Origin of the sequence: uncultured Jannaschia sp., assembly GCF_947494055.1 — a bacterium.
Taxonomy (GTDB): Bacteria; Pseudomonadota; Alphaproteobacteria; order Rhodobacterales; family Rhodobacteraceae; genus Jannaschia.
The window spans coordinates 1-12,646 of sequence record NZ_CANLTR010000031.1; the positions used below are offsets into that span (position 1 = coordinate 1).

Consider the following 12,646-nt stretch of genomic DNA (forward strand, 5'->3'; position numbering starts at 1 on the left):
ATGGCGGCCTGCGCGGCCGTGGCGTTCGGCACCTTCTTCTCGGCCTTCTGGATCCTGTCGGTGAACAGCTGGATGCACACGCCGGCGGGGTTCGAGATCGACCCGGAGACCGGGCAGTTCCTGCCCACCGATTTCTGGCAGGTCGTGTTCAACCCGTCCTTCCCCTTCCGCCTCGCCCATACGGTGACGGCCGCCTACCTGACCACGGCCTTCATCGTCGGCGGCGTGGCGGCCTATCACCTCCTGAAGCGGCGGCGGCGCGGGCAGAAAGCCTCGGCCGCGACGCGCACGATGTTCTCGATGGCGATGTGGATGGCGACGCTGGTCGCGCCGGTGCAGATCTTCCTCGGCGACATGCACGGGATCAATACGCTCGAATACCAGCCGCAGAAGGTCATGGCGATGGAGGGGCATTACGAGAGCCATCCCGACGGCGCGCCGCTCTATCTCTTCGGCATCCCGAACGACGCGGAACAGCGCCTCGACTACGCCGTGGGCATTCCCAAACTTTCCTCGCTGATCCTCAAGCACGATCTGGACGCGCCGCTGGCCGGGCTCGATACGATCCCGGACGAGGATCAGCCGCCTGTCGCGATCGTCTTCTGGTCGTTCCGCATCATGGTGGCGATTGGCTTCGCGATGCTGGGCATCGGCCTCTGGTCGCTCTGGGCGCGGTGGCGCGGACGGCTCTTCGAGGCACCGTGGCTGCACCGTGCGGCGCTGGCGATGGCACCGTCCGGCCTGATCGCGGTCCTGGCGGGCTGGGTCACGACCGAGGTGGGTCGCCAGCCCTTCACCGTCTACGGGCACCTGCGCACGATCGACAGCGTGGCGCCGCTCGCCGCGCCGGCCGTGGGCGCCTCGCTCGTGGCCTTCATCGTGATCTACTTCGCCGTCTTCGGCGCGGGGACGTTCTACATCCTGCGCCTGATGTCGCGCCCGCCGGTCTTCGACGAGCCGCGGCTCGGGGATACCAGCAAGGGTCCGGTCCGGACCGCGGGCCTGACGCCCGCGCCGGAGGAAGCCGCCCGCCGGCCGCAGGCCGCGCAACCGGGAGAGTGAGACCATGCCCCTCGTCGACGGATTCTCCTTCGATCTGACCGTGATCTGGGCGGGGATCATCGCCTTCGCGGTGCTCGTCTACGTCGTCCTCGACGGGTTCGACCTCGGGCTCGGCATGCTCTTCGCGACGGAGCGGCACCGGCACGATCGCGACGTGATGATGAACACGGTGGCGCCGGTCTGGGACGGCAACGAGACCTGGCTCATCCTGGGGGGCGGTGGGCTCTTCGCGGCGTTCCCGCTGGCCTATTCCCTGATCCTGCCGGCGCTCTACGCGCCGATCATCGCGATGCTGCTCGCGCTGATCTTCCGCGGCGTCGCCTTCGAGTTCCGCTGGCGCACCGAGCGGTGGCGGGGCGTGTGGGACATCGCCTTCATCGGCGGCTCGGCGATGGCCGCGCTGGCGCAGGGGATCACGCTGGGCGGGCTGCTGCAGGGGATCGACATCGACAAGGCCGGACGCATCTACGACGGCGGCTGGTGGGACTGGCTCACGCCGTTCTCGCTCACCGTCGGGGTGGCGGTGATGGTGGGCTACATGCTGCTCGGGGCGACGTGGCTGGTGATGAAGACGACGGACGACCTGCAGGAGCGCATGCGCAAGCGGGCCTGGCCACTGGGCGTGGGCACGATCGGTTTCATCGGGCTCGTGAGCCTGTGGACGCCGTTCCTGCAGGAGGGCTACTACAACCGCTGGTTCGCGGATTGGCGCATCGCGCTGGCGGGGCTGGTCGGGCTGGCGGTCCTCGGGATCGCCGCGCTCATGTTCAAGTCGCTGACCGTGCACAAGCACGAATACCGGCCCTTCGTGCTGTCGCTGCTGCTCTTCGTGCTGTGCTTCGGCGGGCTCGGCGTGTCGATGTTCCCCTATATCGTGCCCACCGAGGTCACGATCTGGGAAGCCGCCGCGCCGCGGGCGAGCCAGATCTTCATGCTGGTCGGCGCGGCGATCCTGCTGCCCGTGATCCTGACCTACACGGCCTATGCCTATTGGGTGTTCCGCGGAAAGGTGGACCCGGATTCCGGGTATCACTGATGTCGCCGCGACTCCGCAGGCTTCTATGGTTCGTCGGGATCTGGGCGGCCTCCGTGCTCGTTCTCGGCCTCGTGGCCTGGGTCATCCGTCTGGCGATCGTCTAGAGTGACGGGGCAGCGTCAGGCGAACCACTTGACCGCGCGCCGCGTCCGGGAAGGTCAGGCTGCCCCCGAGGCGTTCCATCGCGACCGCGACGATCGCGAGGCCAAGACCGCTTCCCGTTCCGGTCCCGCCTCGCAGGAAGCGCTGTGGTACGCGCCGGCGGATATCGTCCGGAATACCGGTGCCTCGATCGACGATCTCGATGATGCAGAACTGCGGATCGCAGGCGGTGTGGATCTGGACGTCGCTTCCGGCCGGCGCGGCGAGCACCGCGTTCTCGACGAGGTTCCGGATCGCGGCGTGAAGCAGGATCCGCGGCAGGGGCAGCCTGTCGGCTTCGGACGGCACGATCCGGATCGAGATCTCGCGATCCTCCGCCAGCCGATTCAGTTCGCTCGCGACATCGGAGACGACCGAAGACAGCTCGACCCGTTGCTCCGGAAGCTGCGCTCCCTCGACGGCCGTTAGCTCGAGAAGTTGTCGAACGAGGCGGTCGGTGCGTGCGACCGAGGTCTCGATGTCGCAGAGCGCGGTCTCGCGCGTCGTGTCGTCCTTCGCGATCCGCGCGATCTGCGCCTGCGTCTTGAGACCGGCGAGCGGGGTCTTCAGCTCATGGGCTGCGAAAGCCGTGAAGTCGCGCTCCATCTCCCGGGTGCGCGCGACGCGTGCGAAGAGGTTGTTCAGCGCATCGCGGACGGGCCGGAGCTCGGCAGGTGCCGGTCCTGCCGGAAGAGAGCTGAAATCGGTCGGCTGCCGCATGCGAAGCGTTCGGGCGAGCCGGTCGAGCGGCGCGAGGCCGCGCGTCACGCTGAGGAATATGACGACGGCAAGGACGGGAAGTACGATGGCGGCCGGCAGAAGCAATCCCCCGACCACGTCGCGAACCAGGCGGTCGCGAACCTCGACGCTGTCGCCAACCATGATCCGGGCACCGATCCGTTCGTTGACGACAGCGTAGACCCGCCATCGTTCACCATCGATCTCGGAGTAGCTGTAGCCGGCTTCCGACGCTTGCGTCAGCCGCATTGATGGTGCGCCGGACGACCGCCCGATGAGTTCGCCCGAAAGCGACCAGATTTGACAGGACAGCTGCCGGGAATAGCCGCCTCGATCAGGCAAGGCGCGGGAGAAGGCAGCGGCATCGGCGACGTCGATCCGGCGGTTGGTCAGTAGCGAGGACACCATCCGCGCTGACTCGGCGAGCCGGGCGTCGAGAACCTGTTCGACCTTGCCGCGGGTCGAGGTCTCGATCCAGAGAAAGGCCGACAGCCAGACCAGACCGGTGGCCAGCACGAGCGCGAGGATCAGGCGCAGGCGGATCGACATCAGCCTGCATCCTCTTCGGCCAGCCGATAGCCCACGCCACGGACGGTCTCGATGAATCGCGCGCCGAGCTTGGCGCGCAGCTTGTGGACATGGACCTCGACGGCGTTGCTCTCGATCTCCTCGTTCCAGCCGTAGAGCCGCTCTTCCAGCTCCGCCTTCGAGCGGATCGCAGTCGGGCGCTCGAGGAGGTGCTGCAGGAGCGCGAACTCGCGCGCGGCGAAGCGGATGGTGCCGCCGTCGCGCTTGCCTGACATCGTCTCGGGATACACGACCAGACCGTTCCATTCGATGGATGGCTGCGCGCGTCCCTCCCCCCGCCGCAGAAGCGCTCGGAGACGCGCGGCCAATTCGTGCAGATCGAACGGTTTACCCACGTAATCGTCCGCGCCCGTGTCGAGGCCGGTGATCCGGTCCGCCACCTGGTCGCGGGCGGTCAGCAAGACAACCGGGCGCGCATCGCCCGCGCGCCGCAGGGTGGCAAGAAAATCGAGACCTGACCCGTCCGGTAAACCGATATCGAGCACGACGGCGCGAAACTCGTCGCTGTCCATTGCTGTTGCCGCATCGGCGAGAGACGCCACAGCTTCCGGAGAAAAGCCGGACAGCCGCAGTCCGACGGTCAACCCATTCAGCAGGACGGGGTCGTCCTCGACGATCAGAATACGCATGCACACATCTCGAGGCTGGAATGGTCGCCGATGCTTAAGCGGGCCTTACGGCTCTTTCGTCACGAGAGTCGATTTGAACCAGAGTTTTTTGGCCGCATTCATTGCCTCGAAAATTCAGGCATAATCCTTTGCGGTATGGCTGTGACGACTATGGTAGTCAGCAACGAACATGCTGGCTGACGGAGCAAGCGCGCGCCATGCCGAGTTGTGAGATGCCGAACCGTAGTTGATCGGTGAAGCTCAGCGGTTTCTCGATTCACGTTCCGTTTCCTCATGATAGAGTCCGGTCATGCCCTGCCCTGTCCCCTCTTTTCCGGAGACGACATGACCACCCCTGCCCGCATCCGCTCCGCTTCGGTCACCCTCGCCGGCACTGCCGCGCTCGCCGCCCTTGCCAGCTTTGTCCCCTCCACGGCTTCGGCCGCGGACTACGACATGGACTGCAAGCTCCTCCTGTGCCTGCCCGGCGGCTTTCCGTCCGGGTGCTCGGACGCCTTCGATCACATGATGGACCGCCTGCGCGACGGCAAATCCCCCATCGGGTTCTGCGCCATGTCGAACGGGGCGGAATACGACGCCTACGACATGGACTATGCGTTCAAGAGCCCGGCCACGCCGGCAGGTTGGGAATGCCCCGAGGGCAAGCACCTCTACCACCGGACCTCTTCCGACGACAACGGATGGCGTCAGACCGTCAACACGTTCTGCTACGACACGGCTTATTCCCATACCGGATGGACGAGCGACGAGGGCTACAGCACCGTCACGACCTATACCAACAAGACCGCGCCGCAGCGGGCCGACGCCTGGGTCAACCTGACGCTGGAGACAGACACGCCACAGGCCTACTCGCAAGGCTGGCAAAAGTTCGACACCGGCCGGGGCGCTCCTGTCACCGTGCGCTACACGGATTGATCCGCGCTGCGATCCTGCTGGCAGGGGTGGCGATGGCACCGACCTTGGCCGCGGCCCAGGTCGGATGCCTGCCGCCCGAGAAGCCCTTCGCCTATGCGCCGCCCGAGGGCGATCCCGAGCTGCGCGATCTTATCGACCAGCAGTACCAGGACTACATCGACGGCACCGAGGACTACCTGAACTGCCTCAACGACGAGGCCATGCGGGCGCGGACCGAGTTTCAGGTCATATTCAATCGCTACGTCGAATACTTCGGCGATGGGGCCGGCATCGCGTTCGAGGCGATCGACTGACGGCTCTCAAGCTAGAAGCTCATGTTGTCGGATCGCGTAGGGTGCACAACTTCAGGCCCCCCAAGGCCACACCTGGTTCAGTGATAGATAGATTGGCGTTCTAATGATGTTTCCGGTTCCATCTTGAAGGACGAAACTGAGAACCTGCTGAGACGGTCCGTCGCTTAAAAAGCCGCCCGATGATCTTTGTATGAGAGAACAGTTTTGGCTTGCGCTTGCGCCTGTTCGACGGGTCGAAATATCCGCAACGCAGGGTCCTTCTTCTAATCTCTCACTTATATCATCAACGTCAATACCCATCAAAGACAGAGCGGTCTTCTCGTCGTGTTCATGAACGGGTATTTCGGAATCCAAAGAGAAAAACTCCGTTGCTCCTGAAGCAATCTCAAATCTTTTTCCTTCGTCGAATAGCTCTGTCTTGCATGGTATGAAGGACTCCGTATAACCCCCGCCACCGTCTCCTATACCGTTGATCGCGATTTCACACTTAATGATATAAACGGATCGCGACGAAAGATTGGATATTGAAACATCGAACTTCGCCTGAATCGTAACAGGACGACCAGTTACCGCGAATTGTGTTAAGCGAGTTGATACATGCGGAGGCAACGTATCGTTTCGATACGCAAGGTAACTTATCAGGAGAGCTAATAGAGAGGCTCCTAAAGCTAAATCACTCTTGAAGCTTGAAGACGATATATAGCGTCGGATCTTTTCCATAGATAATTACTATGCCTAGAAGAGGACAACTTACCAGTTCTTCTATCTGAGCGAGCCCCGCCACTTGTCCGCCACTTGTCCGCCGCAAGACGCAGATGCGGGCAGGCCCGGACCAGATCGACGGCCTCGCGCAGCGTCGGCAGGTACATCCGCACGACGGGACCGCCGGCCGAGCTGAGCCGCCCTTTCGACATCGCGAAACGGTGCGTCACCCCGGCGAGATAATCGCTCGTCCGGCGGTTCGCCGGATCGCCCCGCTTGCCCTCCACCGCGATCACCAGCCGGACCGCGTAATGCTCGCCACCGATGTCGGCGGGCGGGGCCGGGAAGTCGTCGGCCGTCACCCCGACCAGGCGGAGCTGGAGGCAGGACAGCACAAGCCGGCAGGCATCGGCCAGGTCCTCGACGAAGACGAAGGTGACGGCGTTGTAAGGATGGACGTAATGCCCGCCCCGGAGCCGCGCGAGATAGGGCGGCAGGTAACGGTAGGCCGTGGGCTCGGCCGCGAGGCGCACCGCGAAGCAATGCGGCGCGTATTCGTGGCGGCGTGGTCTGCGGGTGCCCATAGCCGAGAACAATAACAGAACATCCGCCGGGGCAAGCGGTGCCGCCGCGTCTTCGCCTCAAGCGGTGTGCCTAGCCGTGCCCGTCCCGCGAGAGAGGAAAAGCAGGCTTCTTTCGGGATGAGTGTCCGGAAGGAAGAGACGGGGACGATGCGCCACGGCGAGGCCGACCCACGATCCGAACCGCGACACACCGGACCGGCCGGGCGGCGTCCCAGCCCCGGCCGAGGCCGAGCGTGCCCGCGCAGGCTCAAGGGCGCACGAAGACACCCCTCTGGGACCCCACCGGCAACTCCGAAAGGGGGTGAGAACACTGAAGACCTTCGATGACTTCATCGCAGCGCGCCGGCCCGAGGCCTGGGCGCTGCTGAGGAAGGGCGGCCTGTCCAGCAAGATCGCCCGCGCCTTCCTCCTCCAGCACGGGACCGTCTGACGACAGCCCCCGCCGCAGCCCCTCGCGGGGCTGCGGCACCCATACCGCATCCGGCGCTGCAGCGCCAAGCAGAATGGAGGCCCTCATGCCCGACTTCACCCGACACAAGCATCCTGTCCTCGCCGTGCCCTGCGGCGATTGTCGCGCCACGGCCGGCGCCTGGTGCACGCGCCCGAGCGGCCACCGCGCGGCCGACCTGCACCTGTCCCGCCGCATGGCGGCCGATCGCACCTTCATCGTGCAGCACGGTCCCGACGCGACGATCCGCTTCGACGACGATCTCGGCCGATGGTAGATCGAGGCCGCCGAGACCTGCGCGGTCGCCACGCCATGACGATCGCGGACTGGCTGGCGATGGCCTACGCGATCAAGGGCCGCCGTATCTCGGCGGCGAAGTACGCCGCAGAGGCCCGTCACATGCGGGCATTTCCGGTGGACGAGATCGACGTCGAGATGGACGTGCAGCTCCTCGAACACGTCGTCGCGGTCCTGAAAGGTCCGCCGCATCACTTCCCCACCGGGTTCGAGCGGCCCCACCGGGGTGCGCGGGGTGCGGCGCCGCAGACCCCGATCATCGTGGCACTGGCGACCCGCGTGATGCGGCTGCGCGCGGCGGGCGTGGGCGGCAATCTCCCCCCGCCCGACTGATCCGAAGGCTCCCGGTCCCGAGAGGGCGAGGGGGCCTTTTTTCGTGGTGGATTTTCACCCCGGAGAAAGGACCCGGACCGATGGCCACCACGCAAAAACTCGACCCCGCCACGGAGATCACCAACGAGATCATCGCCCTTCTGGAGAGAGGCACGATGCCCTGGCGGCAGCCGTGGAAGATCGCGGGCGGCGGCGTGCCGCTGCGCCACAACGGCGAGCGGTATCAAGGCATCAACGCCTTCCTGCTCGGCCTGCGCGCGACGATGATGGGCTACAGCTCGCCCTACTGGATGACGTTCAACCAGGCCCGCGAACTGGACGCCTGTGTCCGCCGCGGAGAGCGGTCCTCGATCGTGGTCTACTACGGCTCGGCCAAGAAGCGCGGCGCGGAGACCAGTGACGGCGACGGCGGGGACGAGGGCAAGGAAGGCGGCGGCAGTTACCGCTTCCTGAAGTCCTACCGGGTCTTCCACGTCAGCCAGATCGACGGGCTCGATGCGTCGTACCATCCCGAGCCGGAGGGTGATCCGAGCGATGGTCCGCAGCCGATCCCCGAAGCGCAGGCGTTCTTCGACGCGATCGACGCGGATGTCGTGATCGGCGGTGACCGGGCCTGCTATATCCCTTCTCTCGACCGCATCCACATGCCGCCAATGGCACGCTTCGAGAGCGCAAGCAGCTACTACTCGACGCTATTTCACGAACTCGGCCATTGGACGAAAACAGAGGACCGGCTCGATCGCAGCTTCGGCGTCTCCAGCTTCGGCAACGAGGCTTATTCGAAGGAGGAGCTCTGCGTCGAGATCTCGGCGGTCGTCGGGGGGCAACGCCTGGGTTTCGCGCCCAACCATATCGAGAACCATGCGGCCTATGTCGGGTCCTGGCTAAAGGTGCTGAAGTCCGACAGCCGGTTCTTGTTCACCGCGGCCGCCCACGCGCAGCGGATCGTGGACTTCCTCGTCGCGGCGTCGGAGACGGGCACGAAGGCGAAGGAGGCGATCCATGAGGCGGCGTGACGATCTGGCGATCCACAACGAGAGGGTAAAGCTGGCGGTGACGATCCTGAACGCCATCGCCATCGCGTTCTTCGGCCTGGGCGTGGCTCGGCCGCTGATCGACGGCGATGTGGCGATCACGCCGATGATCGTGGTTCACTTCGTCGTGGCTGTCGCTGCCGTAAGGGTCGCTTATATGGTATTGGGGCAGTTGAAGACGGACGATGCCGAAATGGAGATAGACCGATGATTGGAGAACTCATCCTGGCAGCTCTTGCACTCGCCTTCTGCGGTGGGGCCGTCATCTGGGCGCGCTGGTCCGGCGACCGCGTAGAGAACGACGACCCTGCACGACAACACCGACCAGCCGAGTAACCACCCTAGCCAGCCGTTCGACCAAGACGCGAGGCCCCCGCATCGAAAGATGAAGGGGGCTTCTTTTCGTTTGGACTTGGACCGAACGGAAAGGACGACACCATGAAAATCACCCGCATCTCCCGGCTGACCGGCGTGGAACGGACCCGCGAGATCAACCTGACGCCGGCGCAGCTCGCCGCGTGGGAAGGGGGCGAGTTCATCCAGGACGCGGCACCGCATCTCTCCGATGCGGACCGCGAGTTCGTGATGACGGGGATCACCGACGAGGAATGGACGGCAGCGTTCGGCAGCGAAGGCGAGGACGTTCCGATCCACTAGACCGGCCTGCCCCGGCCCGAAGCCCCCGCCCGAGAGGGAGTGGGGGCTTCTTCTCGTTCAGGCCCAAGCTGACCGCAAAGGATACCCCCTCATGCCAGACCGCATCCGACACGTCGTCGCCCTCTACGAGATGGACCGCACATATGGCGGCCCGGAGGAAGGTGGCTGGTGGTACGACCACGGCGCGCTCTGCCGCGTTCTCAAGGTCGTGCCGTCGGCCGACGCCGCCTACACCCTCGCCGCCCGCGCCAACCGGCTGATGAACCGTCTCCAAAGGGACAAGCGCGACATCGGCTCGATGGCCTACACGGGCGGGCGCTACGCGGCCTGCGTGTTCGAGCATACCGCGCCGCGTGTCTTTCCCGAGGTCCCGCCGCACTACGAATGAGCCGCCCGGCCTGCCGGAGCCTCCCGCCCGAAAGGGTCGAGGGGGCTCCTTTTCGCGTGGACTGAACCCCCACCGAAAGGAGCCTCGCATGGCCGACAAGACCCTCGTTCACAAGAAACGCATCTCGCCCACGCATATCCGCGAACTCGACGTCCACTACGACCGCGGCGGGATCAACTACTTCGACTACAGCACGAAACCGAAAGGCATTTTCTTCCGCTCGACGGTCTACGAGCATGAGGAGGGCTCGGTCTTCAAGACCTACAAGATCGGCATCGGCGAGCCGCAGCGCGGGGTGGGCTACATCTGCGTCGTCCCGCTCGACCGCTATCGTCCGAAGGCGCTCAAGGACGTCCGTCAGCGTGTCGAGACTCATGCCGAGCGCATCCATGCCCTCTGCGACCAAGGCGACGCCGAGGCGCTGGCCGAGCTGAAGGCGATCCTGGCGGGCGAGCCGGTGCCATCCTCGACGGAGGCGGGGGCATGAACGCCTGGATACTCCGCCGCCTGCGCGCCAAGACCCGGGCGTGGTGGGCGCATGTGGCGCTACGCGAGCGCGGCGAAGTCGCGGAAGCGGTATCGCGCGAACGCCAGTCGATCCGTTCGGACCTCGACACGCTGCGAAAGACCGTCTCCACGCCCGGCGCCTACGTCTCGGCCGGGATCGGTGGCACGACGATCCACTATGCGCGCGGCTGCACCCTGCGCAGCTACAGCCCCCTCGAGCAGTTCGCGGTGGCCCAGATCCTCGTCGAGATCGGGGCGCCACTCATCGACACGCGCCCGGTCGAGCGGAAGCACCGGATCATGAGCCTGCCGCTGGTCGCGGTCGGCCATGCGCCGGACCCCGAACCGTGGGGCGGCTTCAGCTACGCGCCGCTCTGCGTCTACGCCGCCCGCGCCGCCGCCCTGGGCGCGCGGACCCGGAACATCGCGCTGGCCGACCTCGACGCCCCGCGGGGCTGGGCGGTCGCCAACGCCTGATCCCCGGCCCCTGACGCCGAAGGCCGCTCCGAGAGATCGGGGCGGCCTTTTCGCGTCGTGACCCCCAACCGGAGACACGACATGGACCAGCCCACCCTGCCCGACCACGACCTCGATCCCGGCGATCTGGTCCGCGTCACCTTCGACCCGCCCTGCGACGACGCCGAACACGGGCCGATCCGCGAGGCCACGGGGACGATCCTGCGCGTCGCCGGGCTGGTTTACCTCCAGGCCAGCTCGCACCGGACGGCGTGGCGGATGCCCGCCATCCTCGACCTGAACCGGACGACGCGCCGGATCGAGCGGCTCGACACCGCCGCCGCGCAGCGCGCCCGGCAGGCAGCCGCCCGGCGGGGTGCGATCGTCTTCGCCGGCCCCGGCACCACCGCCCCGGCACTCCTGTCGCAGCTCGACGAGCTGGCGGGCCTGATGCTCGGGGCGGAGATCGCGGGCGAGACGGCACGGCGCGACGAGCTGCGCCACCAATTCGACGACCTGGCCGATTGCGTGGCGCTGGCGAAGCGCAAGCGCACCTACCTTCTGCACCGCGCCCGGATCGACGACTTCCACCCGTGGCTCACGCGCGACCCCCGCGTCATGCGGATCGAGACCGTGCGGCCTCTGCCCGCCGACTTCGAGCCCGATCCCGGTGCGCGACACGACCGGCAGCGCCGTCTGGAGGAGGCAATCCGCATCTTCGGAGAAGCGGAGCGCGAGACGCGTCGCCTGGCCAGCGTGTTCCGCGCCGCTGGCTACCATGTCCGTCGCCCGCACCCGAACGCGCAGGAGCTGCTTCTGCGGATCGAGATGTCCTCCTCCATGCAGGCCGACATCCGGCTCGCCTGTTCGGCGAACGGCCTGTGGTCGGCAGAGGCCGCGCCCGCCGAGAACAAGCGCAAGATCCGCGCCAACGCCCGGCTCCTGCGAGACGGCCATCTGGAGCTGGCGGCCCGCCGCCTTGCCCGGTCGGTGGACGGCTGAAGCGTCGTCCTCCCGAGAGAGAAAGGCGGCGCCTGTCTTCGTGTTTTCAGTGACCCGGAGAGAGTGCATGAGAAATCCGCCCGTCCCGTGCCCGCGCGGCGTTCGCGCACCCGTCCCGTCCGTCTTCGCAGCCCAGAACGATGCGTTCCGTCATCACGTCTGCAATGACGCGCCGTTCCCTGCGGGTATGCCGATCCTCGACGGCGGCCTCGTCATCAGCTCGGCGATCCGCCGCGTGGGCCTGCTCTTCGTTCTGGACTGCATGAAGGCGGTCGGGGAGATCGAGGCGTTCCCGGCCGAGGCCGATCCTTGCGGCTTCCGTGACCGGGGCGCGACCTGCGTGGCCGGGCGGACCGTCTGGTTCGTGATCGACCATTACGACCGGGAGATGAAGTTCGGATCGCCGGCCCACGATGATCCGGCCCTGACGTCCCGCGTCCTGACGATCCTGTCCCCGTCCGATTATTGAGTGCCCCGCTCGGTCGTCGCACCGGACTGCGAGGCCGCCGCCCGAGAGGGAATGGCGGCCTTCGGTCTTCATGGTCCCCAGACAGAGGAGAGAGACCATGACCGACACCGTGTCCCCGGACCTGATCGCCGCCGTGCGCACGCACGCGATGGAGAACTACGAGACCGAGGGATGGGATTTCGTCGTCGAGTGCTGGACCGACGCCGACATTGCCGAGCGGATCGAAGGCATCACGACGCGGGAGACGGCGATCGCCGCCGTGGGCCGGATCGCGCGCCTTCTCGACGAACGCCGATCGGAGGTCCGCGCCGAGATATTCTGACGACGCCAGCCCCACCGCCCGAGGCCGCTCCGAGAGATCGGGGCG

20 protein-coding genes are annotated in these 12,646 nt (G+C 66.2%); 17 read left to right on the forward strand and 3 right to left on the reverse strand.

The window, feature by feature from the left end:
* The 3 genes from Q1A87_RS17520 to Q1A87_RS17530 all read left to right on the forward strand — a co-directional run.
* The coding region (locus Q1A87_RS17520) for a cytochrome ubiquinol oxidase subunit I (protein ID WP_299654203.1) at window positions 1-1,062 on the forward strand (1,062 nt) is incomplete at its 5' end.
* Between the two features lie 4 nt (window positions 1,063-1,066).
* The gene (cydB, locus tag Q1A87_RS17525) at window positions 1,067-2,098 is read left to right on the forward strand and encodes a cytochrome d ubiquinol oxidase subunit II (protein ID WP_299654206.1); all 1,032 of its coding nucleotides are present in this window, start codon (window positions 1,067-1,069) and stop codon (window positions 2,096-2,098) included.
* Window positions 2,098-2,202, forward strand: a complete 105-nt coding sequence (locus tag Q1A87_RS17530; RefSeq protein WP_299654209.1) for a DUF2474 family protein — start codon at window positions 2,098-2,100, stop codon at window positions 2,200-2,202. The genes cydB and Q1A87_RS17530 overlap by 1 nt, the downstream gene beginning before the upstream one ends.
* Here the strand turns inward: Q1A87_RS17530 and Q1A87_RS17535 are convergent.
* Together Q1A87_RS17535 and Q1A87_RS17540 are read right to left on the reverse strand one after the other, a co-directional pair.
* Entirely contained in the window at window positions 2,180-3,526 is a 1,347-nt protein-coding gene (locus Q1A87_RS17535) for an ATP-binding protein (RefSeq protein WP_299654212.1), read from the reverse strand. The two genes, Q1A87_RS17530 and Q1A87_RS17535, sit on opposite strands and share 23 nt — an antisense overlap.
* On the reverse strand, window positions 3,526-4,194 hold the full coding sequence (locus Q1A87_RS17540) for a response regulator transcription factor (RefSeq protein ID WP_299654216.1): 669 nt from the start codon (window positions 4,192-4,194) through the stop codon (window positions 3,526-3,528). Before Q1A87_RS17540 ends, Q1A87_RS17535 begins: the two co-directional genes overlap by 1 nt.
* A gap of 324 nt (window positions 4,195-4,518) precedes the next feature.
* On the opposite strand from Q1A87_RS17540, the gene Q1A87_RS17545 reads away from it, so the two are divergent.
* Window positions 4,519-5,109, forward strand: a complete 591-nt coding sequence (locus Q1A87_RS17545; RefSeq protein WP_299654219.1) for a hypothetical protein — start codon at window positions 4,519-4,521, stop codon at window positions 5,107-5,109.
* The gene (locus Q1A87_RS17550; RefSeq protein ID WP_299654222.1) at window positions 5,106-5,402 is read left to right on the forward strand and encodes a hypothetical protein; all 297 of its coding nucleotides are present in this window, start codon (window positions 5,106-5,108) and stop codon (window positions 5,400-5,402) included. Before Q1A87_RS17545 ends, Q1A87_RS17550 begins: the two co-directional genes overlap by 4 nt.
* A gap of 668 nt (window positions 5,403-6,070) precedes the next feature.
* On the opposite strand, the gene Q1A87_RS17555 is transcribed toward Q1A87_RS17550, so the two are convergent.
* Complete coding sequence (locus Q1A87_RS17555) at window positions 6,071-6,700, reverse strand: hypothetical protein (protein ID WP_299654225.1); 630 nt, start codon at window positions 6,698-6,700, stop codon at window positions 6,071-6,073.
* A gap of 289 nt (window positions 6,701-6,989) precedes the next feature.
* Here Q1A87_RS17555 and Q1A87_RS17560 point away from each other — a divergent pair, with 289 nt between their 5' ends.
* The 12 genes from Q1A87_RS17560 to Q1A87_RS17615 all read left to right on the forward strand — a co-directional run bounded on the left by Q1A87_RS17560 (window position 6,990) and on the right by Q1A87_RS17615 (window position 12,601).
* On the forward strand, window positions 6,990-7,118 hold the full coding sequence (locus Q1A87_RS17560; protein WP_299654228.1) for a hypothetical protein: 129 nt from the start codon (window positions 6,990-6,992) through the stop codon (window positions 7,116-7,118).
* An 85-nt stretch (window positions 7,119-7,203) separates the two neighbouring features.
* On the forward strand, window positions 7,204-7,413 hold the full coding sequence (locus Q1A87_RS17565; protein WP_299654231.1) for a hypothetical protein: 210 nt from the start codon (window positions 7,204-7,206) through the stop codon (window positions 7,411-7,413).
* Between the two features lie 35 nt (window positions 7,414-7,448).
* The gene (locus Q1A87_RS17570) at window positions 7,449-7,766 is read left to right on the forward strand and encodes a hypothetical protein (protein ID WP_299654234.1); all 318 of its coding nucleotides are present in this window, start codon (window positions 7,449-7,451) and stop codon (window positions 7,764-7,766) included.
* An 80-nt stretch (window positions 7,767-7,846) separates the two neighbouring features.
* Entirely contained in the window at window positions 7,847-8,782 is a 936-nt protein-coding gene (locus Q1A87_RS17575; protein WP_299654237.1) for a zincin-like metallopeptidase domain-containing protein, read from the forward strand.
* Complete coding sequence (locus Q1A87_RS17580) at window positions 8,769-9,011, forward strand: hypothetical protein (protein ID WP_299654240.1); 243 nt, start codon at window positions 8,769-8,771, stop codon at window positions 9,009-9,011. The genes Q1A87_RS17575 and Q1A87_RS17580 overlap by 14 nt, the downstream gene beginning before the upstream one ends.
* 227 nt (window positions 9,012-9,238) lie before the next feature.
* The gene (locus Q1A87_RS17585; protein ID WP_299654243.1) at window positions 9,239-9,457 is read left to right on the forward strand and encodes a hypothetical protein; all 219 of its coding nucleotides are present in this window, start codon (window positions 9,239-9,241) and stop codon (window positions 9,455-9,457) included.
* Window positions 9,458-9,548: 91 nt separating this feature from the next.
* Window positions 9,549-9,845: a hypothetical protein gene (locus Q1A87_RS17590; RefSeq protein ID WP_299654246.1), complete on the forward strand. Its 297-nt coding sequence runs from the start codon at window positions 9,549-9,551 to the stop codon at window positions 9,843-9,845.
* A gap of 88 nt (window positions 9,846-9,933) precedes the next feature.
* A complete protein-coding gene (locus tag Q1A87_RS17595) occupies window positions 9,934-10,332 on the forward strand; it encodes a hypothetical protein (protein WP_299654249.1) in 399 nt (132 codons plus the stop codon).
* Window positions 10,329-10,829, forward strand: coding sequence for a hypothetical protein (locus Q1A87_RS17600; protein ID WP_299654252.1), 501 nt, complete (start codon window positions 10,329-10,331; stop codon window positions 10,827-10,829). The genes Q1A87_RS17595 and Q1A87_RS17600 overlap by 4 nt, the downstream gene beginning before the upstream one ends.
* A gap of 81 nt (window positions 10,830-10,910) precedes the next feature.
* Window positions 10,911-11,810, forward strand: coding sequence for a hypothetical protein (locus Q1A87_RS17605; protein WP_299654255.1), 900 nt, complete (start codon window positions 10,911-10,913; stop codon window positions 11,808-11,810).
* Window positions 11,811-11,877: 67 nt separating this feature from the next.
* On the forward strand, window positions 11,878-12,279 hold the full coding sequence (locus tag Q1A87_RS17610) for a DUF3768 domain-containing protein (RefSeq protein ID WP_299654258.1): 402 nt from the start codon (window positions 11,878-11,880) through the stop codon (window positions 12,277-12,279).
* Between the two features lie 97 nt (window positions 12,280-12,376).
* A complete protein-coding gene (locus Q1A87_RS17615) occupies window positions 12,377-12,601 on the forward strand; it encodes a hypothetical protein (protein ID WP_299654261.1) in 225 nt (74 codons plus the stop codon).
* Window positions 12,602-12,646 lie beyond the last annotated feature (45 nt).

What these genes read in the sequence shown, in the direction of transcription:
- cydB (WP_299654206.1), top strand. Translation starts at nt 1,067, where the DNA reads ATGCCCCTCGTCGACGGATTCTCCTTCGATCTGACCGTGATCTGGGCG.
- Q1A87_RS17530 (WP_299654209.1), top strand. Translation starts at nt 2,098, where the DNA reads ATGTCGCCGCGACTCCGCAGGCTTCTATGGTTCGTCGGGATCTGGGCG.
- Q1A87_RS17535 (WP_299654212.1), bottom strand. Translation starts at nt 3,526, where the DNA reads ATGTCGATCCGCCTGCGCCTGATCCTCGCGCTCGTGCTGGCCACCGGT.
- Q1A87_RS17540 (WP_299654216.1), bottom strand. Translation starts at nt 4,194, where the DNA reads ATGCGTATTCTGATCGTCGAGGACGACCCCGTCCTGCTGAATGGGTTG.
- Q1A87_RS17545 (WP_299654219.1), top strand. Translation starts at nt 4,519, where the DNA reads ATGACCACCCCTGCCCGCATCCGCTCCGCTTCGGTCACCCTCGCCGGC.
- Q1A87_RS17565 (WP_299654231.1), top strand. Translation starts at nt 7,204, where the DNA reads ATGCCCGACTTCACCCGACACAAGCATCCTGTCCTCGCCGTGCCCTGC.
- Q1A87_RS17570 (WP_299654234.1), top strand. Translation starts at nt 7,449, where the DNA reads ATGACGATCGCGGACTGGCTGGCGATGGCCTACGCGATCAAGGGCCGC.
- Q1A87_RS17575 (WP_299654237.1), top strand. Translation starts at nt 7,847, where the DNA reads ATGGCCACCACGCAAAAACTCGACCCCGCCACGGAGATCACCAACGAG.
- Q1A87_RS17580 (WP_299654240.1), top strand. Translation starts at nt 8,769, where the DNA reads ATGAGGCGGCGTGACGATCTGGCGATCCACAACGAGAGGGTAAAGCTG.
- Q1A87_RS17585 (WP_299654243.1), top strand. Translation starts at nt 9,239, where the DNA reads ATGAAAATCACCCGCATCTCCCGGCTGACCGGCGTGGAACGGACCCGC.
- Q1A87_RS17590 (WP_299654246.1), top strand. Translation starts at nt 9,549, where the DNA reads ATGCCAGACCGCATCCGACACGTCGTCGCCCTCTACGAGATGGACCGC.
- Q1A87_RS17595 (WP_299654249.1), top strand. Translation starts at nt 9,934, where the DNA reads ATGGCCGACAAGACCCTCGTTCACAAGAAACGCATCTCGCCCACGCAT.
- Q1A87_RS17600 (WP_299654252.1), top strand. Translation starts at nt 10,329, where the DNA reads ATGAACGCCTGGATACTCCGCCGCCTGCGCGCCAAGACCCGGGCGTGG.
- Q1A87_RS17605 (WP_299654255.1), top strand. Translation starts at nt 10,911, where the DNA reads ATGGACCAGCCCACCCTGCCCGACCACGACCTCGATCCCGGCGATCTG.
- Q1A87_RS17610 (WP_299654258.1), top strand. Translation starts at nt 11,878, where the DNA reads ATGAGAAATCCGCCCGTCCCGTGCCCGCGCGGCGTTCGCGCACCCGTC.
- Q1A87_RS17615 (WP_299654261.1), top strand. Translation starts at nt 12,377, where the DNA reads ATGACCGACACCGTGTCCCCGGACCTGATCGCCGCCGTGCGCACGCAC.